We start from the raw sequence: 20,517 nt of genomic DNA, 5'->3' as shown, positions 1-20,517 counted from the left end.
ACCAAGAATGGCAATTTTCACAAAAGCTACTGAAACTGATTACTTTGCGGCCCGATACATTACTTCAGCTAAGACGGAGCACGTTTTCTGAATTTCCTGCTCAGTCAATGTCGGGTGTACCAAAAACATCAAGCTGGTCTCACCCAACTCACGGGCTACGGGCAAAGGCTCACTTGGCCGCCAATTCGTGCCATCAAAGGCCTTCTCCAGATAGACTTCAGAACAAGAACCAGAGAAGCAAGGAACACCTGCTGCAACCACCTCGTTCAAAATCCGGTCCCGGGTCCAGCCCTCTGCCAACTCCTCCGGGTTAACGAACACATAACATTTGTAAGCTCCGTGCTGCAGCCCTTCAGGAATATCCGGAACGCGCAGGCCGGGCATTTCCCGGGCACATGCCCAGATTTGTTCAATATGTTCGGTGCGTGCTTTGTGCCACTGAGGCATGCGCTGAAGTTGGATGCGACCAATCACACCCTGCATTTCCGTCATCCGCCAGTTGGTGCCAAAGCTCTCATGAAGCCAGCGAAAGCCCGGCGCGTGCTCACGTTCATACACCGCGTTCCAGCTTTTGCCATGGTCCTTGAATGACCACATGCTTGACCAAAGGTCACGATCATTCGTCGTCACCATGCCACCTTCACCGCCGGTGGTCATGATCTTATCCTGGCAGAAAGACCAGCAGCCCACATGGCCAATCGACCCCACCGAACGCCCCTTATAGCGCGCACCGTGGGCCTGGGCGCAGTCTTCAATCACATACAGCCCGAACTCCTCCGCCAGCGCCATAAAGCCGTCCATGTCACAGGGCCAGCCGGCCAGGTGCACGCACACAATGGCCCGGGTGCGGGGGGTAATCACCTGGCGCACGGTGTCCGGCGTAATGTTCTGGGACTCCGGGCAAACCTCCGCAAACACCGGCACCGCCCCGGCGGTGACAATACTGGAAGCAGACGCCAGGAAGGTACGCGGCGTAACCACCACCTCATCCCCGTCTCCTATACCCAGCCCTTTCAAAGCCAAGTCCAGGGCGACCGTGCCATTTGCAAGGGCAATGGCATAGTCAGCGTCGGCAAAGGTTGCAAACTCCCGCTCAAACTCCCGGCACTCCTGGCCTGTCCAGTAATTCACCTTATTGGAGAGAAGAACATCGCGTACTGCATTGGCCTCTTCATCAGAAAAAGAAGGCCACGGGGAAAAAGGTCCGTTCAGCATGGTTACTCTGTATTTTGTTTAAGAAAAAGATGAAAGATTGTTTGCCACCAAAGCCACACCACCCCACCCCAAACGCCCAACCAACTCCGCCAAGCCAGGGCTTTTGTACGGCACCGAATCATCCTCCCACCGCCGCCGCACGCTCTCATGCAGTACCGGCTCCACCGCCCGCATCTTCCGGGGCAATGCCCTCAGCCAGGCGCAGAACGTGGGTGGATGTGTCGGATTCCGGCGATTGCCAGGTTCCGTCTGAACAAATGATGATGTTTTTCATAGTGCCTCCTGTTCCTTGGAGTTAATTGGAGTTCCTTTTCGGCCACGGACACTCACGGACAAAGCAAGTAAGGCTTACCAAACCAACCAGGCTACAAAGGGGTCGTACCCCGCAGGGGTATGACCCCACCCTTCTGCCAGCGCCGGTCACCAAAAGACGGGTATATCCCTGCTCTTCCCAGCAAAACCTCCACTATTCGAGAGCCGCCCCAACATCCTGACTACGCAGAATACGGACGATAAACACGCCACAGTCATCTACTCGGTAATAAATAGACTCGAAATCCTCAGCGGCCTGCTCACTAAGCCTGTAATTTGCCATCCTCAATTAGCCTCTCCCTGGCTGCCCGACGAATCTCCTCCAGTGTGCGATTACTAAAGCCGCTTTCTTCTCCCTCTAGCAGCGCTGCCCGTAATTGCTCCAGCCCGGCACTGCGCTCCTGATCCCTGCGGATCAAATCACGAAAGTATTCACTATCGTTTGTGAAATCACCACGAGCAATCCGAGACTTAACCCAGTTGCTCTGGGTATCTGTCAAAGTGATTGTCTTGCGAACAGTTGTCATAAAGCACCCCACCCCAAAAATCATACTACTGGTGCAGAATAGCATACTTTCCGACTTACCAAACCATCCAGGCTACAAAGGGGTCGTACCCCACAGGGGTATGACCCCACCCTTCTGCCTACGCCAGTCACCGGCCTTCAGGTAAAGGACCTGGTATTCAGCTCGGCGGGAATCAAGCCAAATGAACAATATTCAGCGCCAGCAACCGCTCAAGCCGAGAATAATCTGGAAGTTTTTGCCTAGCAGATCTACAGGCAATGGCCATTTGCTCCCCTGAAACGGCACTCCACTCGAAAGCGTAATCTGACAGCTCCGCCAGTTGGTCAAGAAAAATCCTCTGAGTACGCCCATTACCCTCACGGAAAGGGTGAACCATGTTGATACGTCCCAAGTAGTATGCGGCCCTGAAAGCAAACTCTTCCTTAGGTAAGCCCCGAAGAAGGTCCTCTGCATGCAGTTCAGAAAACAACTCGTCTGCGACCTGCGGAATCACACCATAGGGTAGAAATAGCATCCCTCCCTTGGAAATTTCGGTACTACGCAGATGGCCGGCCCAATCGTATACATCGCCAAACAGGCGGAAATGAATCTCACACAGATGCTTCAAACCAAAGGTCGGGGCCACAGGCCTTGCAATCAGCTCAGCCATCGCAGCAGCACTAATGGCGGCTTCAGCCTCGTTCAACTCAGCAGTGTTGGTAATACCCAAGAGGTTCTTCAGGCAGGTAGAGCCTTCGATAAGGTAGGGATCTTCATCCTGAAGATCATAATGCTCATAACCATCCATGGACTAATCAGCTGGCTGGGCGAGTGTACTGTTCCACCAGTTTTTGACGAACGGTTTTACCCGACACACGGCCTGCGGCCACTTTAAGCATCCTGGCTTCAGCCTCTCGCGACACCTGAATACCCTCTATCGCCATAGAACCCACGGCTTGCCGGACTTTGAACGCCAAACGTTTCGTTTTGGATTGGCTCATGTCACTACACCTCATCAAGGTCTCACCTAAGATCATAGCGTTTTGGCTAAATGAAGGGCAAGCCTGCGGCCTCATTCTGAATACTCAGGTCCTACCCCGCAGGGGTATGACCCCACCCTTCCCCCTTCTGCCAGCGCCAAATACCAACCGCCAGCGCCTACATCTCCCTCCCTGGAGTTAATAGGAAACCCTTTTTCTAGCCACGGACACTCACGGACCCACACAGACAAAGCAAGTAAGGCTTACCAAGCCAACCAGGCGGCAATCTTGGCGATCACCTCCTGGAATGCATCCGGAGCCACCCTTACCGCCTTGCCGGTTTCACCTGCACGCATGGCAAGCTTTTTCTTCGCGGTGAAGTCAATAAAACGCTCTTGCTGGCCATACAGGATGTCCTTTTGTCTTGTCCGCGAATGTCCGTGTCATCCGGCAGTCACGCCGGCGGCGTATAAGTCATCCGAAACCGAACATTATCCAACTCAGAATTCAGCCTGTCCCGAAGCTTTTCCGGCTTTGACGGCAAATTAAACCGAGTCCAGTTTAGCTGTGCCGTTTCAACAATCTTCAGACCACTGGCCTTAAATGCACCTTTCCGTCGCTTTTTCTTAAAGCCAATCCCTTCCCAGGTTTCCAGAACCTCCCCCTGACGATTGCCGATGGCATGTTGAGCCTCCATATCGTCTACGTGCAGCCCCATGGCCTGATAGCCGGGGTGTACATAGCCGGAATCAGGATCAGCAACCTTCAGCATTCGTTTCAGCTGATCAATCGTCGATAGATTCAGCAAGCCTAGTTTAGACATTAGAACTTAAATAGATGCCCCCAACACCCGGGCCGGATTGCCCACCACCGTAACCCCCGGCGGCACATCCTTGGTCACAACAGCGCCCATGCCAACCACAGCACCATTACCCACCTCAATCAACTGACGCACCGAAGCGCATGCACCAAGCCAGGACAAAGCCCCGATTTTTACACCACCCGCCAGAACTGAATTCGGGCTTACGTGGGCAAACTCACCCAGCATGCAGTCATGTTCCACTATGGCACCCGTATTAACGATGCAGCCTTCACCAACATCCGCACAGGCGTTGATCACGGCATTGGCGAAAACAACCGAGCCCGCACCAACCATCGCATACTCACTGATGACCGAAGCCGGGTGAATTACCGAAACGATTTGCGCTCCAGAGGCCGCCAACTCACGCTGCTTTGCCTGGCGAATCCGGTTATTACCAATGGCAACCACAACGCCATCAAAGCCCTTAACATCTTTCAACAACGCAGCGGTGTCGCCAACAACCGCCCATGGCCCGTTCTGTGTCAGCCCCGGCCAGGCATCATCAAAAAACACCACCTCATCCCAGCCCGCCAGCCCGGCAGCATCGGCTACCACCTTGCCGTGGCCACTGGCACCGAGAATCGCAAGGCGCATCAGTCTTTGCTCCCGGTGAACTTAGACATAGTCACCTCACCCTCCCCACTAATCCCATCCCGAACCAGCACCTTCTTCACCGTAAGGAACAGAATCTTCACATCCAGCCCAAGCGACTGATTGTCCACATACCACACATCCAGCCGGAACTTGTCTTCCCAAGAGATCGCATTACGGCCATTCACCTGTGCCCAACCGGTCACTCCGGGTCGCGCGTCATGGCGGCGATACTGTTCCTGCGAATACAGCGGCAGGTATTCCATCAACAGCGGCCGGGGGCCCACCAAGCTCATATCGCCCTTGAGCACATTCCACAGCTCCGGCAACTCATCCAGGCTGGTGGCGCGCAGAAAGCTGCCGAACGGCGTCATGCGCTGATCATCCGGTAGAGGGTTGCCGTGTTTGTCCATGGCGTCCAGCATGGTGCGGAATTTCACCATCTTGAACGGTTTGCCGTTCAGGCCTGGGCGGGTTTGGCGGAAGAATACGGGGGAGCCGAGTTTGCGGCGGATCAAAATGGCAACCACAGCAATAACGGGAGCAAGCAATAGAAGCCCACCCCCAGCCGCGGCAATATCAAACAACCTTTTAATCATCAGAATTCAGCACCCATAGCCAGAATTAAAAGCGATATTCACCCGGCGCAATCTGCGTCGCCAACTCAGCCCGACCATCAGCAGCTGCCTGCAAAACCTGTATTAGTTGGTTCGCAAGCAGGTCACGATCAAAGTGTTCTTCTGCCAGCAGCCTTGCAGACTTTCCAGCCTGCGCCAACCATTCCTTGTCATTAAGCTTTTTATCCAATTCTTCGGCCACGTCGGCAGCAGATTCGCGCCACATGGCAAGACCACAACCTTTAGCATTGACCATTTCATGCATCCAGCCGCCATAATTGAGCATTACCGGCGTGCCAGAAGCCAGAGCATCAAAAAACTTGTTTGCGGAATTTGGTCGCATCTCTGGAAGATCGATAAACAGTGCAGAAGCCATATCAGCCGCACTTAACAGTGCCGGAATGTCTCTTTTCGGGAGCATTCCCTCGATAAACAGATTCTTACCCAGCACACCGGCTTGTTCAGCCTGCTCGATTATCCCTGACTTTTCCTTACCCTCACCCACCAAAAGAATGCGAACATCTGAATTCAGGCGAAGCAACTCCTGCGCAACCGGCACCATATAGCCAACGCCATTGGTTGGCCCAAAGGTACCGGTGTAGACCAGCAAAGGCCTCTCACCCAGCCACTCACGCTGTGCCCGAAATCTTGCGCCGGCTTCTGCGTTGTACTGAAACTCCGCGTTGTCGCTGCTATTGGGAATCACTGCAACTTTCTCGGCAGGATACCCCGTGCGCAATACGCCCTCCTTCATGCCAGGAGAAAGCGCCACCACGGCTTCCGCATTGTGGTAGGCCCAATGCTCAAGCCGATGAGCAGCAAACCTGAGTAGCGGATTTTTCAGCGCTCCAACCGCAATCGGCATTTCCGGCCAGAGATCCCGCACCTCGAACACCATGGGAATCTTTTTCTTACGGGAAGCGGGAACTGCGGGCAAGGCGATAGTCAGTGGCGTACTGGTTGCAAAAATAATATCGGCATCTAACTGAAGCGCTTTTTTCCGAGCTGCTAAAGCAAAAGAGAAGAAAGCCTTCAAGCGCTGAAAAAAGCTCATGTGGTTGGAGTACGGCACAGGGTACCAGTGCACCTGGATACCGGCTTCATTAGTCTGGAACCAACCTTGCCGGCTGTCATCCTGCTCGCGATAGCTGGTGACCATATGTACTTCGTGGCCGGCAGCTACCATGCGGCGGGCCATTTCGTAGGAGCGGGTGCCGCCGGCCATTTCTGGGGAGGTGTAGTATTGGTGAAGGTAGATTATTTTCAAAACATTAACCTCAGAATAGCTTTTTAAAAGCTTAATTTTAAGGAAGGTCTGAATAACCGCCAATTTTCACCAGCATCGGCATGAGCCGGCAAAAAACCGAGGAATCAGACACTATTTCCCCGTTATTTGTATATTTTCGCCTATTTTCCGCCATTTTGGCCGAAAATAGGCACACTGGCCCTATGCCAGCAGGTGTTTTTCGACAGCCCGCGATAGCGAACCTTGTTGTAGCCGAACACCTGCTTGATGTACCGGAACGGATGTTCCACTTTTGAGCGGATGCTGGCTTTGATTTTCTCGGCTTTCAGCTTGTCAGCATTAAGGGCCTTCCGTGAACCCGGGCGCTTGGCGATGAACCAAGACACATTCTTACGGTGCGTGTGCTCGCCTCGCTTTTGTATGCCGAGGTAGCCGGCATCACCAAAGACTCGACGTTCTTCGCCGTGCAGCAATTTACCGGAGGGCACAATGTCATGAACGTTGGCTTCGGTGGTATCGATGCTATGGATCAGGCCCAGAGTGTCGTCGACACCAATGTGCATCTTCATGCCGAAGTGCCATTCGTTACCTTTTCGGGTTTGGTGCATCTCTGGCGGTCCGACGATTCGGTCACGATTGCCAGAACTGTTCTTTGTGGAGCTGGGTGCAGAGATGATGGTGGCATCAACAATGCTGCCTTCACGCAGCATCAGGCCGTTTTTCTCCAGGTGCTTGTTCGCCTCTTTGAACAGCACCTTGCCGAGACCATGCTGCTCCAGAAAATGACGGAACTTAAGGATCGTTGTTTCGTCTGGCAGACAAAGGATAGGGAGGCCGTCCGTTCTGGCCCTTGGGGTAATAACGGGCTACCTTCTTTTCCAACTGCTTCCACGGAATCAGCTTGTCCATCCGTTCCAGAAAGATCTCGCGGCGGGTTTTACGCTTCTTGGTCTGGTACTCGGCTTCGGAGAAGGTGATCTGATCCATGGTGGCAACGATCCTATGCGGTTGACGATCGCCGTATTATCGCTGATTTTGGAGACTTATTCAGAGTCTCCTTAAATAATTTAAATTTACAAATACGAAAGTAGAAATCAATCAGCTTCAATAATACAAAACCAATCAAAACAAAAAATATTGCAAAAAACATAAACTATGAAATGATTAATTTACAACTTCACCACTTATAATATTCCAAGCTTTCTCCGAACTATACTCATCGCGCTTTTTGAGCGCACCTTCCTTCAAAATAAGCAAAGTTTCGGGCTTTGTTACGACCTTTAATACCGTAGAAATAAATTCTTCTTCATTATCAAAATTTACAACAAACCCTGTCCGCCCATCCTCCACAAACTCATGCGCATTTAGCCACTCGGTCGCAACTACGGGAACGCCACATATATATGCATCCAAGATGCTTCCAGGAAAGCCCTCCGTATAGAACTTAGTCGGAAACAGCATTAGATCATAGCCCCTTAGGACATCATAAATGCAATCTGGCTCAATGGGCCCAAAATAATTCACCGATGATCCCTTTAGAATCCTGAAAAACCTTTCTTGGTAATCAGGGGAAATAGGTCCGTATAGATCAATAGCTACAGCTCCCCCGAGCCCGGCACGCTTTAACTCTTTTTCCAGTTTGAATATAGTATCCACACCTTTTAATGGGTTAACCCTCCCCATGTAACAGAGCTTAAGGGCGTCGCCATCAGATTCACCACCAAAAACCTCCGGGTATTCGGTCAGCCTGAAATTATGTAGCTTTGACACGTTCGAGAACCCCAAACATTGCAGTCCTCGATAAACCGTCTCCGTTTCAGCAAAAATACGATGGATTCTTGAAAGCATATAACGATGAATGGGCTTATCCTTCAAAAATTCTACCAACCAACCACCAACAACAGCATAGTTAATTTTGAAACCCAATATTTTAGAAAGGAAATAAATAAAAGGGAAAACATACTTTAGGTTTCCCTGCGCGGGAAGATAAATCAAAACCTTAACCTTCATCAGAAGGCGCACCAACAGGAAGATTCTTAGCTTAGATACCTTGAACTCCTGAGTATCGAAATAATAGACATCGCCATCAATTTTCCCACGAACTAGAGAAAAAATACTTCTTGTCTTTACTGTCTGGCCATCTAATTGATTATTTACATAACCAAAATAGCCCAACACCAATACACTCATACTATTGTCCGGCTAAAAGAGAGAGGTAAGATTTAACAATTTTCTCAGGCTCGAAACTATACCTAGCAACCTCTAGGTTCTTCCTTCCGGCAGACTCTAGCTCTTCCTTATCCATTGCCAAAACCCTCTTAAGAATATCACTCAGACTAGAAGAATCATGAGGACTGAAAGTGTATTCTGGACCTAAAAACAAGGAAACATCTGATACATTTGATGAGATCACGGGCTTTGAGTTAGCCATCGCCTCACATACCACATTCGGAAACCCTTCATAGAAGCTGAACAGTCCAAGCGCATCTGCCTGATTAACCTTCTCTTCTATTTTGGAAGTTGGGTGATGAAAAAAAAACAAATCATTGAGGCCATACTCTTCAATTTTCTCCATTGCCTCACGCTTAGAGTTATCTGAGCGATCCCCACCGTACCAGTTGACAATTAGCTGGGACTTTTCGTCGGCAGAAAGGAGATTAACAGCTTCAACTAGCCCGCTGAGATTCTTCAAATGCTGATGGCTTGCTACAACCAAAAGATTGAACTTTCCGCTTCTCCTAAAAATATAACCATCTTCTTTAAACTCGAAGCGATCAAAATCAATCAAATTATAGAGAACCTTAAGTTTCTTCCTAGGAATTAGAGGATTTGCTTCTTTTATCATATTCAAGTTCGCATGCGAGTTAGCAACAACCGCATCGACGAAGAGATGAAAAAAACGGTAAAACCGTAACTTAAATGAAGTCAGAATCGATGGATTTGCACTCCGCTCACCAACGACAAGCCTCCATCGGCGAAACGGAAAGCCAGCCAATGTGCAGATGAAAGATGCGGCTTCCAGAAAAGAAAGAACCGAATCATAACCGCCGGACCTTATGACCGAGCGCATCTTAATGACTCGCTTCAAGTAATTGCTTTCCAGAACTTCCATTACCCTAATATCGTGTCGTTCCAGTTCTTCATAAAAAAAAGGCTGTGAGTGATAGACCAAAAATTCAACATCGTGGCCCTCAGCCTTGAAGGCTATAGCCAAGTTCACAAGCTGGCGCTGCGCTCCCCCAGAGCCAAGGCTGTCAATTACACAGAGAATCCTCATCCCTAACTCCGGTTACAACCGCAAATCCGCCTCACCCAAAGGCAACACCCCCTTCAGGTCAAGCAACACACCCTCAGCCTTGAGGTAACCCCGCAGATCACCGGCACTCATGGCCGCGTATTCTTTATGGGGCACCGCTACAATCACACCGCTGTAGCTGCCCTGCTCCGGCTTATCCGTCAGGCTGATGCCGTATTCATGCTCCGCCTCGGCGCTATCTGCCCAGCAGTCGGTTACGTCTACCTGGCAGCCAAAGTCCTGCAGTTCTTTCACCACGTCAATCACCCGGGTGTTGCGCAAATCCGGGCAGTTTTCCTTGAAGGTAAAGCCCATTACCAGCACCCGGGCATTGGCGATGGTGTGGCCGGCTTTGATCATCGCTTTTACCAGTTCCGACGCCACATAGGGGCCCATGCCATCGTTCGTGCGGCGGCCCGCCAGGATGATTTCCGGGTGGTAGCCAATGGCCTGGGCTTTGTGGGTGAGGTAGTACGGGTCTACCCCAATGCAGTGGCCGCCCACCAGGCCGGGCTTGAACGGCAGGAAGTTCCACTTGGTACCAGCAGCAGCCAGTACTTCGTGGGTATCAATGCCTAGCTTGGCGAAGATCATGGCCAGCTCGTTCATCAGCGCAATGTTCAGATCTCGCTGGGTGTTCTCGATCACCTTGGCCGCTTCCGCCACTTTGATGGAACTGGCCTTATGGGTACCGGCGGTGATGATATCTGCGTACAGGGCATCCACTTCCTCGGCAATGGCGGGGGTAGAGCCGGAGGTGACCTTCATGATGGTGGTCACCCGGTGTTCCTTATCCCCCGGGTTAATCCGCTCCGGGCTGTAACCGGCGTAGAAGTCCTCGTTAAACTTAAGGCCAGACACCCGCTCCAGCACCGGCACACACACCTCTTCGGTGGCACCCGGGTACACGGTGGATTCGTAAATCACAATATCGCCGGATTTAAGCACCTTGCCCACACTTTCGCTAGCCTTCACCAACGGCGTGAGATCCGGCGTTTTGAAATCATCAATGGGTGTGGGCACAGTGACGATGAACACTGAGCAGCCTGCAATGTCATCCAGCGAATCGGTGAACGACAGCTGCGAAGCTGCTGCCAGTTCCTCAGAAGAAACCTCACGGGTGAAGTCCTCGCCTTGCTTCAGCTCGGCAATGCGCTTGGCGTTGATATCAAAACCCACAACCGGGCGTTTTTCGCCAAAGGCAACGGCAAGGGGCAGGCCTACGTAGCCCAGGCCGATAACAGCAATTTTTTTCATGATGTTAGTCCATTAAAGATTAAAAATATTCTTAGCCTGAATCTACAAAGGGGTCTGACCCCACGGGTCAGACTCCCTACACAAGCCAGCGCCAGTCACCAAACAGGCGTAACCACTTCAGTTCTCCAAATACCAAGGCATAGCCTTAGCAATCCCCTCACGAATCCTAAACTCCGGCGCATACCCAAGCTTACTCGCCGCCTTACCAATATCCGCCTGGGAATGCCGAACATCCCCCGGCCGGAAATCCCGGTACACCGGCTCTTTGTCATACACCACACCATTCTCCGCCAGGGCACTCTTCAGCGCGGCGAACAGATCATTCAGAGTGGTGCGGTCACCCACCGCCACGTTGTATACCTCGTTTTTGGCAGAATCCTCCGCCGTGGCCGCCAGCAGGTTGGCCTGCACCGCATTCTCGATAAAACAGAAATCCCGGCTGGTTTCGCCATCCCCGTTGATGAACACATCCTCACCCCGCACCATGGCGGCGGTCCATTTCGGGATAACCGCGGCATAGGCACCGTCCGGGTCCTGCCGCTTGCCGAACACATTGAAGTAACGCAGGCCAATGGCCTTGAAGCCGTAACTGCGGGCGAACACCTCCGCATACAGCTCATTCACATACTTGGTGACCGCATAAGGCGACAATGGCTTGCCAATGTTCTCCTCCACCTTCGGCAACGCCGGGTGGTCGCCATAGGTAGAGCTGGACGCCGCATACGTGAAACTCTTCACCCCCGCATCCCGCGCTGCCACCAGCATGTTCAGAAAACCGGTAATATTGGCGGCATTGGTGGTGATGGGGTCATTCAAAGACCGAGGCACCGAACCCAGCGCGGCCTGGTGCAGCACGTAATCCACACCTTCGCAGGCCTGCTGACAGTGTTCCAGATTTCGGATATCGCCTTCGATGAAGGTGAAGCGGGACCACTGCTCTGGTGAAACCAGAGACTGGACTTCATCCAGATTGCTTTGGTGGCCGGTGGCGAAGTTGTCCAGGCCTACTACCCGTTGGTTGAGCTTCAGGAGGTGTTCGAGGAGGCTGGAGCCTATGAAGCCGGCGACTCCGGTGATTAACCAAGTCCTAGATTTGCTCGACAGAATCCCGGTAAGAGACTTGTATGAAGGCATTAGAATTTCTCCACAACTGGTCAGTGATTATCAAATTCCAAGTTTTAGCGAGAACTTAACAGGGAAAAGCTGAGGGTTTACTACAACATAACGACATACAATAACTAGAGACTATATAAGAAGCACATTCTTGTATGGCAGTATTTGGCCAGCACCAAGCTTTTGGTAAAGAATCACAAACGCATAAACCACTACAACAAAACTCACAACAATCTTCAAATAAGCGTCCTTAGATCTAATATTGCCAAGAAAATAGGGGAAAAACACCACTTGAATCATTGAAAAATACAGAACAAGTCGATCCCCAAAAGGAATTCTGACCAACAAATTCTGAACAAGCACAAAAACAAAGAATAATTTAACTTCCACACTTACACTTTTAACAAAAAAAACAACAAAAACAAAAAAGGAATTAAGAATCAACAGATAATATAAATTCCCGGAAACATTGCCCGATCCGTAGCTATAAATATAATTTTTATATCCAGTTTGACCTATCAAACTAATAATCAAATCAACCCCTATTAGTCCTAGGAGCATCGAAACGAACACCAACAAAACCAGATGAAACCTCTTATTCGGAACTTTTTTCGCGAAAAGAAATATCAGCGAAAACAATGCCGAATAATGAAACATCGATGCCAGTAAAACAAAAAGAGAGAAAGCAAGAGACCTTCCATGAACAAAAAACATCACCCCAACTAAAACAAAACCAACAGCTATTGACTGCCTTGTTATGTTAAATGAATACCAATAAAAATATAAAGTACAGTAAAGAAATATCGTAAACATTGGATTCTTACTGTAGCGGGACGCCACGTAGAAAACAGGAGCAACAGTCAAAAGCGTCGCCAAAACCAACACATCTCTAAAATCACCACCTAACTGTATCACCAATTCATTTATAAACACCCAACCTGGCTCAATAGCATGTCGCAACCATTCAGTACCGGAAGCAATTTCCAAGAAGTAGTGTTCGTAATGAACGGTATCAGTACCGACAGTCAAAGCTCGAAATGCAGACAAAAAAAGCAGGAAAAAAAAACTAAAAAACAAGAAAGGCGCCTGCTCCTTCCTTGGAACCAGAGCCCCCATTAAAACAATTAATGAAACACCGACTATAAGAACCATGAAAAGCTCTGACTATAAAAAACCAATTTCGAATTATCTAAATAACTCAAACCACACCAAATCAAACTCTATCAACCTTGACATTTATGAGCTATCGCTCACTAGTTCTGAGACAGCCAATAATTAACGAACTAAATAATTAACATTAATATCAACTTGTATTTTTCCACCGCGCAATAGCATATCCACCATCCACTCCTGAGGAACAAACCCACCCTCAACCCAATTCAATCCCTCATCCCAATACCCCGGGCAAGGATCATAAAACTCCACAGCACACCCATAACAAATCTCCACAATCAAAGGGTTCCCCGCTTCGTCGTAAACAAAGTCATAAGCCACTACCTGGGCACTAAGCTTCTTGTTAACCTCAAACGCCAATGCCACACACCGCTCATCCATAGCTTCCCGGCTAAACTCTATAGCCCCACTACCCGACGCCCGGAAATCATTCTCTCTAACGAACCGTTTAACGGCGAAGGCCCTGCTCCCAATAACAATCACCCGCAGGTCAGAATTGTTGCCCGGCACGAAGTCCTGAAAGTACACATACCCTCTTTCGTTGGGCTGGTGGTTGGCGAAGTGCGATGTGTCGAATAGACGCTACCTCTTTTCTGAATATTAGAAACAGCGAGGTTGCTTTTGAAGAATCAACTCCACCATCCACTCTTGTGGATTAAATTCACCCACATACCAATTTAGTTCGCTGTCCCAGTACCCTGCCGCTTTCAAAATACCTTCCGTTCCAAACCCATAGCTCAATTCAACAATTAAATCTCGCCCATTATCTTTAATAAAGTCAAATGCAACGGATTGTAATTTCAGCTTCTTTGCAATACTGAAAGCCAAGGCCACTTGCGTTTCTGGGATATCTTGGTAATTGTATAGCCCACTTCCCGATGCTCTAAAATCGCCCTCACGGACCAAACGCCTTTCGCCGGCTGCATACTTACCAGCTACAACGACAATACGGGTATCCGATTTATTTTTAGGTATGAAGTCTTGGAAATAAATATACCCTCTTTCATTAGGCTGCTGCTTGGCAAAGTCTGTGGTATACAGCAAACGCCCCACACCCTTTAGCACATAGAACAGAGAAGCCTGTTTTTGTCGAAACTTTCGGAACCGCTCCTTCAGCGCTGCTAAGCGATCATACTGCGGGAAGCCATTCCCGAAAGCTTTAGCGATCAGTTTTCTTGCCTCTCCTTCTGAGCGAACCAGCCGAACGTTTGCCGCGCCAGCACCGCCCTTGAGCTTGAAGACCTTGGGATAGATTGTAGCCTTGGCCCACGCAAGCGCTTCTTGCTTGTCGTAGAACACATAGCTCGGTACCAACGGCGCTCCGATGGCTTCCAGCAAATACTTCTGAGCCACCTTGTCGTCAAAGTGCCAACCGGTTTTGAAATCCGGGAACACCTTAATTCCGGCGTGCTCCAGCGCGAACAGGACCTTCTTGGCTGCTACCACGTCTTTATACACCGCGTGATGGTGGTGCCACATGAAAGCATCGCAATCGCTCAGCTGTTCAACTAAGTCGCTGTCAAAGGCGTTGACGAGTTTGTAGGGAATGCTTGTCTTTTCGCAATAGGCGATCCAGCGGTCAGAGAAGCTTCCGGGGCGGTGGTGGATGGCAATTTTCATGGCTTTAAGTTTTCTTTGATGACAGCTCGGGAGAGGTCTGCATGGGCCTCACATCGCATCAGATTTAGGAAATAGCTTAATGCGCGAGTTGTGGTGAGCCGGAACCCTAGACGATTTAATAGCGCATTGATGTACCGATTCTTGATAAAAACTTTTACCGACCAATAGCCAAGGTAACTGCGCTGACGTTGCTTCACAAACTCATGCCAGGCTTGTTCTAAACGAACTCGGTCCTGAAGAATCTCACTGTACTCATCAATGCGGCGATTGACCTCTGCACAGTCTTCCAAAAAACCTAGTTCGAAAGTATTCGGCTTCTGGTGGACAGGTTTAACGCTGGTACGGAGCTTGCCATCTGAGATATCAACTTCTAACACCAAACCTGTGTACCAATCCGGATGCACGCTTTCCTTGGTAAAAAGGAAGTTGCCAAGACTGTAAAAAATAGGCGAGCCTTGGTACACCTCATTGCCACTTATACAGTGCGTATGGTGCCCAACGACCAAGTCAGCACCTTGCTCGACATAGAATCGGTACTGCTTCTGCATTCGAGGGCTGGGGAGGTTGTAGTACTCATGGCCGCCATGGACAATAACAATCACAAAATTATGATGGCGCCTTGCGTCCTGGATTTTCTTTGTGTCTTTTATCAGGCACATTCCATTAGCGCCGCCCGATGCTTCGTCTGCACTGGCCCACTCGTTTTCAGCGATATTGATAATCGCTACACTGCCTTCGGGTGTTTGGACAACTTTTGTCTCTGCCGCCTCTTCGTAATTCTTCCCGGCCCCCATCGTATCAATATTGCTATCTCGGCAGAACGCGATGGTATCCAAGACACCTTGTTCGTCGTAGTCCTTGATATGATTATTGGCCAAGGCCGCTATTGATACATTCAGATGCCTGAAAACATCGAGTGTACTCTCTCGATTAGCCTTAAGGTGGGGGCCTGTTTTGATTATCTTTGATTCGCAGTTTGTTACTGGCGCTTCGAGATTGACAATATTCAAATCGGATCCGGCAAAATACTCAACCAGATCTTCCCCAATCTTTTCGCTGGCACTATATTGTTGACTGACTACCAGATCGCCGGTAATTAATATTCTCATGACTTCTTCAACTTTAGGATACTTAATAAAGAAACATATCTGTAGTGCGTTGCGTATAGCTTCACAAAGAGGCTAATTCTTCGGGAAATAAGATAGGATCTAAGCGCATTAGTTATTTGATTCTTGTAGTAGAGTGTTTCATCAGGCGACTTCGAGTCACGGAAGTTGTAGTTAAAAACACGGCTCTTGCTGGTATCGAAAGAACTGACGCTACGATTCTCGGCCTCCACTCGGTACACTGCGGTGACTTTCTCACTTTTAATAACTTGATACTCCCTTGCCAACCGAGCCCAAAGATCCAAATCCTCACCACGATTCAGTTTTTCGTTAAACCCGCCAACCACCTCAACGCAGCTCTTATGAACCACCACAATACTGGTCCACATCAAGCTTTCCTTCATAGCTTCTTTAAAGTAATTCTGTACCTTAAAAATCGGCTCGCTACGGGGGTGCCTGAACATCGCCCGCTTATCTGAGTACTCAAACGACGTCACAAAAACCTTGTCGTCCGGGAACTTCTGCATCATTAATGAAATCTCTTGAAGATGCGCCTTATCCCACAGGTCATCACCATCCAAAAAGGCAATCCACTCGCAACGAGCTTCCTCTATACCCCGGTTCCGCGCAGCGGAAACGCCCTGGTTTTTCTGGTGAATAAGCCGAATCCGGTCATCTACGATAGCTTCAACCACCGCAGCACTGTTGTCGGTGGAACCGTCGTTGACAACAACAATCTCGAAATCCTGGCAGGTTTGATTAAGCACCGACTGGATGGTGTTTCGGATGCTGAGTTCTTTGTTGTAGAGGGGGATGACGACTGAGAACATTTTAAAGTTCCACCCCAGTGAAATTGAGCCGGGCCTTGGATCTCACGGATTCCTTCATTGACGGCTCTATAAACTTTTTCTGGCTAACTGCATCAACTATCATGTTTGAAGTTTCTTCTATTGAATACTCACTATCATAAATTCGGTAACTTTCGTGATATCCGACCGTATTCAGAAAATCAGCGCACTTTCTATGATATTCATTAAGTACAAAAGGCACGCCAGCAAAGCAGGCAAATATTGCAGCATGTAAACGAGTTGAGATCATAAAGTCACAGCTCTTCACTTCGTTCCACATGGCCATCGTCTGCCTTTGATAAGGGACTATCTCAAAATTTTTCAGCTTTGCGTCTGCTATCGTTCGTTTCGTCAGCTCTAAGTCGCCGATACGTGCATGGCCGTTGATTTCCAAAAACTTGAAGTGCACATTATGCTTCTTTTGGATATCAGCCAAAAGCTCACAGAGCATTCTGTGGCGCTTGTGTTCATTAGCAATTGCACCTGGATTACTAATACTTTCATACGGACAGACACTAATACCAATCACCTTTCGCTCATCCTCTCGTTGAGCATCGGGTTTTGAGGTGTAGATTTCAGGCAACAAAGCGGCTAGGTCAAAGGCATTCACCGGCTTATAGGGAAGATCAAGCTGCTCGACATACTCGAACGACTGCTGATCACGAACAGCTAGGAAATCTAGGTGTTTCAGGTATTCGGCTACCGCTTTCTCATCCTCTGTATTCTTAAAGGGCCCGATTGATACGCCAATCGCGCCCAGCTTTAAGTTTGCCCCATTCCGCTTCAGCTGTGTGGCCATAGCTTTGATATTCCTTTTTGCGAGCCTGCTATGTATGGTTGAGCCACCAGCGGAGATTAGGCATTTCGTGTTTCTAAGCAGTAACTGATTCTGGAGGTGGTAACTCCTTGGGAGAGTGAAAGGGTAGCCTTTCATCGTGTTCTGTGTTATGGGAAGACTGTTTTTTCGTGCCAGGAAGGTCGGTCGCTCTACTTGCCAATACTGCTTAGCACCCCAAGCCGCAACCTCAACAAAGGCATCATCACCCGTATTTTTTTGACCGTAGAAGCCAGTGAATAGAATATCTGAAGTAAAAACACTCACTTTCTTAAGCTCCAAACAATGTTCTTTAGCTCTCTATCGAGGAGAACACAGAGTCCAGCGTATAGTATCGGTAGAAGTGTTCCAAAGATCAGAATTGAGATGATGTCTGAGCTCAAAAATTGATCCAGATAACTCTTAGCCAAAGAGAGAGACGCAAAGGTTGATATGCCAATTGCTACGACAACCGCTAGATCTTTAACCTGTTCCAGTAACCTATAGCTTATCAACTTCCCACTATAGATTGAGTTTATGAGATAGGAAGCGAACGAAAATGCAACTAAAGAAATAACAAGACCGATCACATCGAACGACAGCCCAATCACTAAGAACAAAACACCTATGATTTTCTTTATGATCTCGACCAGGAGAAATAAGTCACTACGGCCTTTTACTTTCAGAATATTCAAATTATATGAACTGACCGGCCGTATGATAGATGCCAAAGCTAGTAATTGGAAATAGGGAACTGCGGGTAGCCATTTTTCACCGAACACAAAACGAAAGCCTTCTTCCGCCACTAAAATTAACGACAACATGACAGGAAGAGTGACGAACATTACCAGTTTCATGGTTTTTCTATATGCGCTTTTTAGGGCCGCATCGTTGTCAATATTCGAAAAGTACGGGTACGTAACCTTCCCCAGCACCGCGCTAAGTTGGTTCACGGGGAACAAGCGCAAGGTTTCAGCCTGGTGAAAGTAACCAACCTGAGCCGGAGAGTAGAATTTACCGATCACGATTCGGTATGCGTCGTTGTATACGGTGTCGATAAGGCTCGATAGCGTTAGCTTGTACCCAAACTTGAAGTGGTACTTGAAGCGCTCTTTGTCGAAAACCAACGACGGTTTCCAGGGTATGAACACCCAGTTCTGGACGGTAAACACAATCGCCTGCGCGAGATTGAGCCACACCAGGCTCCACACTCCATAGCCCATGTACGCCATGGTAACGCCAACAATACCCGACATGATTGTTGCGGGGATTTGCAGCTGCATTTGCAGCTTGAAGTTCATTTCCTTGGTGAGCTTTGCTACATGTACTGCGACGAAGGCCCGGATGACGAAGCTTAGCGCGAGCAAGCGGATTATGTCGGTGAGTACGTCCTGATTGTAGAAGGCGGCGATATAGGGCGCAGACAGGAAGACCACGCCATAGACTGCAAAGCTTACGATCAGGTTTGTGACAAATACAGTGGAATAATCTGTCTGGTCTGGCTCTTTGGTACGGATGAGCGAGCTGGTCATGCCGCTGTCCATCAGCGCTGTGCCGATGGAGATAAACACGATGACCATGGCAATCAGGCCGAACATTTCCGGCATCAGCAGCCTGGCCAGTATGACTTGAACACCGAAGTTTATGATTTGTACGCTGAATTGCTGTACAAAATTCCATTTTACGCCGGTGATGGCTTGCTGCTTCAGGCTCACTGGGGGCTAATACTCGCTGGTGCTTCTTGCTACGTATGGGTGGAGACAAGGGTGTTAGTTTAATGAATATCGTGGGTATTGGTCAGACTGAGCGTTGTAGCCGGTTACCGCCGCGCATGCCGCCGAACCGCCACCAGCACATGCCAGGTCAAGGTAGAAATCACCACCATGGCAATCAACACCCAGAATGCCAGCGGTTGCAGCTCCTCACTCAATAGCGATCGGAGTGGTAAAAAGCCGTTGGCGAGTTCGTTTGCCGGTGCCGCCGGTAGGCCTGCATCTCGTGGGCGAAGTATTTGTTGGCTTCTATTCGGTTGCCCACTGCATCAAAGGAGTGTTTGATGATGCGGAAGGTTTCTCTGTCGGTCTTGTTCAGGGCTGCGGGGCTGAAGGCAGCGTCCAGAAAGTTTGGTTCGTGCTGGCGGTTGGTAGCTCGCAGGTCCAGCGCCTGATTAAACCTAGCTTCGCGGAAGTTGATGAAACTGTAAAAGGTTACGTACCGAAGCGTAATAGGGGTTACAGGCCCAGACTTATCGATCCCGAACGCGCATTTCTCGAACCCGGCGAAATCGCGGAATATCGATTTCTCCATGTGGAATTCATGGAACTGTGACTCGTAGAAATCTGCTAGTTTTTCGAAATTGGTATCAACTGCAACGAATTTTCGGCACTGGCCGCCAATCAACGTAAACTTTTCGTTGAAGACGGTTGACCGCAAAACAACCGCCGCCGCGCCTTTCAGCTTGCTGATTACAACCCGCTCTTCAAAGGTACAACTTTTTAGGTCAAGGCTAGCAAGCCTTGTGTCCTTTTTCTTTGCCGGATCAAATAGCGGGATATCCAGAACCATATCGGTTAACACAAGCTCGTTTAGGTCACAGCGGGAAAACACCGACGTGTATTCCATTAACGGGCTTCTGCCGAGTTCATCGGCGGTGAGTTCAACTCTTTGCTTGAAGCAACACTGGTCAAAAAGCGGGCCTGTGTTTCTGATATTCCAAGCGTGGGTAACCTTCCAATCAGAATGAAACGTGCACTCGCTGAAGGTTGTATAGCTTTTCTTCGTATTTCTCAGCTGACGTTGGCGATTCATTCCACATCCAGTCGTAGCTTTTTGGCTCTCCAGCAAGTGCCTTATCAATAACGGATTCTGCCAGTTTGGTACTGGTGCCGAGCAGACGACTGATTTCCTCCACCAAGGTCGTCTTCAGCGCTTTGAAGTGCTGGTCTTGTTCTATCGTTTCCAA

23 protein-coding genes and 1 pseudogene are annotated in these 20,517 nt (G+C 49.3%); all 24 read right to left on the bottom strand.

Annotation, left to right across the window (positions count from 1 at the left end):
- Positions 1-39: 39 nt before the first annotated feature.
- Positions 40-1,215, bottom strand: a complete 1,176-nt coding sequence (locus ACTH3S_RS05055) for a DegT/DnrJ/EryC1/StrS family aminotransferase (protein WP_441807936.1) — start codon at positions 1,213-1,215, stop codon at positions 40-42.
- 145 nt (positions 1,216-1,360) lie between these two features.
- Positions 1,361-1,489 (bottom strand): phospholipase effector Tle1 domain-containing protein, encoded by a 129-nt coding sequence (locus ACTH3S_RS05050; protein WP_441807935.1) that lies wholly within the window; start codon positions 1,487-1,489, stop codon positions 1,361-1,363.
- Between the two features lie 301 nt (positions 1,490-1,790).
- Positions 1,791-2,054: a type II toxin-antitoxin system ParD family antitoxin gene (locus ACTH3S_RS05045; protein ID WP_319634650.1), complete on the bottom strand. Its 264-nt coding sequence runs from the start codon at positions 2,052-2,054 to the stop codon at positions 1,791-1,793.
- A 172-nt stretch (positions 2,055-2,226) separates the two neighbouring features.
- Positions 2,227-2,841 (bottom strand): Fic/DOC family protein, encoded by a 615-nt coding sequence (locus tag ACTH3S_RS05040; RefSeq protein WP_441807934.1) that lies wholly within the window; start codon positions 2,839-2,841, stop codon positions 2,227-2,229.
- Between the two features lie 7 nt (positions 2,842-2,848).
- The gene (locus tag ACTH3S_RS05035; RefSeq protein WP_441807933.1) at positions 2,849-3,034 is read right to left on the bottom strand and encodes a hypothetical protein; all 186 of its coding nucleotides are present in this window, start codon (positions 3,032-3,034) and stop codon (positions 2,849-2,851) included.
- 433 nt (positions 3,035-3,467) lie between these two features.
- Positions 3,468-3,836, bottom strand: a complete 369-nt coding sequence (locus ACTH3S_RS05030) for a hypothetical protein (protein ID WP_441807932.1) — start codon at positions 3,834-3,836, stop codon at positions 3,468-3,470.
- 6 nt (positions 3,837-3,842) lie between these two features.
- The gene (locus ACTH3S_RS05025) at positions 3,843-4,472 is read right to left on the bottom strand and encodes an acetyltransferase (protein WP_441807950.1); all 630 of its coding nucleotides are present in this window, start codon (positions 4,470-4,472) and stop codon (positions 3,843-3,845) included.
- Positions 4,469-5,065, bottom strand: a complete 597-nt coding sequence (locus ACTH3S_RS05020) for a sugar transferase (protein ID WP_441807931.1) — start codon at positions 5,063-5,065, stop codon at positions 4,469-4,471. The genes ACTH3S_RS05025 and ACTH3S_RS05020 overlap by 4 nt, the downstream gene beginning before the upstream one ends.
- Positions 5,066-5,090: 25 nt before the next feature.
- A complete protein-coding gene (locus tag ACTH3S_RS05015) occupies positions 5,091-6,350 on the bottom strand; it encodes a glycosyltransferase family 4 protein (protein ID WP_441807930.1) in 1,260 nt (419 codons plus the stop codon).
- Positions 6,351-6,541: 191 nt separating this feature from the next.
- Positions 6,542-7,108, bottom strand: a pseudogene (locus tag ACTH3S_RS05010) (IS5 family transposase); the annotation flags it as partial.
- 13 nt (positions 7,109-7,121) lie between these two features.
- Positions 7,122-7,316 carry a hypothetical protein gene (locus ACTH3S_RS05005; RefSeq protein ID WP_441807929.1) on the bottom strand — a complete coding sequence of 65 codons (195 nt, stop codon included), beginning with the start codon at positions 7,314-7,316 and terminating at the stop codon, positions 7,122-7,124.
- A gap of 177 nt (positions 7,317-7,493) precedes the next feature.
- On the bottom strand, positions 7,494-8,519 hold the full coding sequence (locus tag ACTH3S_RS05000) for a glycosyltransferase family 4 protein (protein ID WP_441807928.1): 1,026 nt from the start codon (positions 8,517-8,519) through the stop codon (positions 7,494-7,496).
- Position 8,520: 1 nt separating this feature from the next.
- The gene (locus tag ACTH3S_RS04995) at positions 8,521-9,606 is read right to left on the bottom strand and encodes a glycosyltransferase (protein WP_441807927.1); all 1,086 of its coding nucleotides are present in this window, start codon (positions 9,604-9,606) and stop codon (positions 8,521-8,523) included.
- 12 nt (positions 9,607-9,618) lie between these two features.
- Positions 9,619-10,881, bottom strand: a complete 1,263-nt coding sequence (gene tviB / locus ACTH3S_RS04990) for a Vi polysaccharide biosynthesis UDP-N-acetylglucosamine C-6 dehydrogenase TviB (protein WP_441807926.1) — start codon at positions 10,879-10,881, stop codon at positions 9,619-9,621.
- 117 nt (positions 10,882-10,998) lie between these two features.
- The gene (locus tag ACTH3S_RS04985) at positions 10,999-12,015 is read right to left on the bottom strand and encodes an NAD-dependent epimerase/dehydratase family protein (protein WP_441807925.1); all 1,017 of its coding nucleotides are present in this window, start codon (positions 12,013-12,015) and stop codon (positions 10,999-11,001) included.
- Between the two features lie 111 nt (positions 12,016-12,126).
- Complete coding sequence (locus tag ACTH3S_RS04980) at positions 12,127-13,146, bottom strand: EpsG family protein (RefSeq protein WP_441807924.1); 1,020 nt, start codon at positions 13,144-13,146, stop codon at positions 12,127-12,129.
- A gap of 123 nt (positions 13,147-13,269) precedes the next feature.
- Positions 13,270-13,695, bottom strand: a complete 426-nt coding sequence (locus tag ACTH3S_RS04975; protein WP_441807923.1) for a hypothetical protein — start codon at positions 13,693-13,695, stop codon at positions 13,270-13,272.
- A 72-nt stretch (positions 13,696-13,767) separates the two neighbouring features.
- Positions 13,768-14,787 (bottom strand): ATP-grasp domain-containing protein, encoded by a 1,020-nt coding sequence (locus ACTH3S_RS04970; RefSeq protein WP_441807922.1) that lies wholly within the window; start codon positions 14,785-14,787, stop codon positions 13,768-13,770.
- Positions 14,784-15,896 carry a CapA family protein gene (locus tag ACTH3S_RS04965; protein ID WP_441807921.1) on the bottom strand — a complete coding sequence of 371 codons (1,113 nt, stop codon included), beginning with the start codon at positions 15,894-15,896 and terminating at the stop codon, positions 14,784-14,786. Before ACTH3S_RS04965 ends, ACTH3S_RS04970 begins: the two co-directional genes overlap by 4 nt.
- On the bottom strand, positions 15,893-16,723 hold the full coding sequence (locus ACTH3S_RS04960) for a glycosyltransferase family 2 protein (RefSeq protein ID WP_441807920.1): 831 nt from the start codon (positions 16,721-16,723) through the stop codon (positions 15,893-15,895). Before ACTH3S_RS04960 ends, ACTH3S_RS04965 begins: the two co-directional genes overlap by 4 nt.
- A 1-nt stretch (position 16,724) precedes the next feature.
- Positions 16,725-17,858, bottom strand: a complete 1,134-nt coding sequence (locus ACTH3S_RS04955) for a polysaccharide pyruvyl transferase family protein (RefSeq protein WP_441807919.1) — start codon at positions 17,856-17,858, stop codon at positions 16,725-16,727.
- Positions 17,840-19,270, bottom strand: a complete 1,431-nt coding sequence (locus ACTH3S_RS04950; protein WP_441807918.1) for a lipopolysaccharide biosynthesis protein — start codon at positions 19,268-19,270, stop codon at positions 17,840-17,842. The genes ACTH3S_RS04955 and ACTH3S_RS04950 overlap by 19 nt, the downstream gene beginning before the upstream one ends.
- 211 nt (positions 19,271-19,481) lie before the next feature.
- Positions 19,482-20,177, bottom strand: coding sequence for a hypothetical protein (locus ACTH3S_RS04945; RefSeq protein ID WP_441807917.1), 696 nt, complete (start codon positions 20,175-20,177; stop codon positions 19,482-19,484).
- Positions 20,178-20,289: 112 nt separating this feature from the next.
- Complete coding sequence (locus tag ACTH3S_RS04940; RefSeq protein ID WP_441807916.1) at positions 20,290-20,517, bottom strand: hypothetical protein; 228 nt, start codon at positions 20,515-20,517, stop codon at positions 20,290-20,292.

This window comes from Marinobacter sp. (assembly GCF_052094685.1).
Lineage (GTDB): Bacteria > Pseudomonadota > Gammaproteobacteria > Pseudomonadales > Oleiphilaceae > Marinobacter.
This window is presented reverse-complemented; position numbering and strand designations above follow the sequence as displayed.

Coding starts and splice junctions, on each gene's coding strand:
- ACTH3S_RS05055 (WP_441807936.1), bottom strand. CDS start 1,215: ATGCTGAACGGACCTTTTTCCCCGTGGCCTTCTTTTTCTGATGAAGAG.
- ACTH3S_RS05050 (WP_441807935.1), bottom strand. CDS start 1,489: ATGAAAAACATCATCATTTGTTCAGACGGAACCTGGCAATCGCCGGAA.
- ACTH3S_RS05045 (WP_319634650.1), bottom strand. CDS start 2,054: ATGACAACTGTTCGCAAGACAATCACTTTGACAGATACCCAGAGCAAC.
- ACTH3S_RS05040 (WP_441807934.1), bottom strand. CDS start 2,841: ATGGATGGTTATGAGCATTATGATCTTCAGGATGAAGATCCCTACCTT.
- ACTH3S_RS05035 (WP_441807933.1), bottom strand. CDS start 3,034: ATGAGCCAATCCAAAACGAAACGTTTGGCGTTCAAAGTCCGGCAAGCC.
- ACTH3S_RS05030 (WP_441807932.1), bottom strand. CDS start 3,836: ATGTCTAAACTAGGCTTGCTGAATCTATCGACGATTGATCAGCTGAAA.
- ACTH3S_RS05020 (WP_441807931.1), bottom strand. CDS start 5,065: ATGATTAAAAGGTTGTTTGATATTGCCGCGGCTGGGGGTGGGCTTCTA.
- ACTH3S_RS05005 (WP_441807929.1), bottom strand. CDS start 7,316: ATGGATCAGATCACCTTCTCCGAAGCCGAGTACCAGACCAAGAAGCGT.
- ACTH3S_RS05000 (WP_441807928.1), bottom strand. CDS start 8,519: ATGAGTGTATTGGTGTTGGGCTATTTTGGTTATGTAAATAATCAATTA.
- ACTH3S_RS04995 (WP_441807927.1), bottom strand. CDS start 9,606: ATGAGGATTCTCTGTGTAATTGACAGCCTTGGCTCTGGGGGAGCGCAG.
- tviB (WP_441807926.1), bottom strand. CDS start 10,881: ATGAAAAAAATTGCTGTTATCGGCCTGGGCTACGTAGGCCTGCCCCTT.
- ACTH3S_RS04985 (WP_441807925.1), bottom strand. CDS start 12,015: ATGCCTTCATACAAGTCTCTTACCGGGATTCTGTCGAGCAAATCTAGG.
- ACTH3S_RS04980 (WP_441807924.1), bottom strand. CDS start 13,146: ATGGTTCTTATAGTCGGTGTTTCATTAATTGTTTTAATGGGGGCTCTG.
- ACTH3S_RS04970 (WP_441807922.1), bottom strand. CDS start 14,787: ATGAAAATTGCCATCCACCACCGCCCCGGAAGCTTCTCTGACCGCTGG.
- ACTH3S_RS04965 (WP_441807921.1), bottom strand. CDS start 15,896: ATGAGAATATTAATTACCGGCGATCTGGTAGTCAGTCAACAATATAGT.
- ACTH3S_RS04960 (WP_441807920.1), bottom strand. CDS start 16,723: ATGTTCTCAGTCGTCATCCCCCTCTACAACAAAGAACTCAGCATCCGA.
- ACTH3S_RS04945 (WP_441807917.1), bottom strand. CDS start 20,177: ATGGAATACACGTCGGTGTTTTCCCGCTGTGACCTAAACGAGCTTGTG.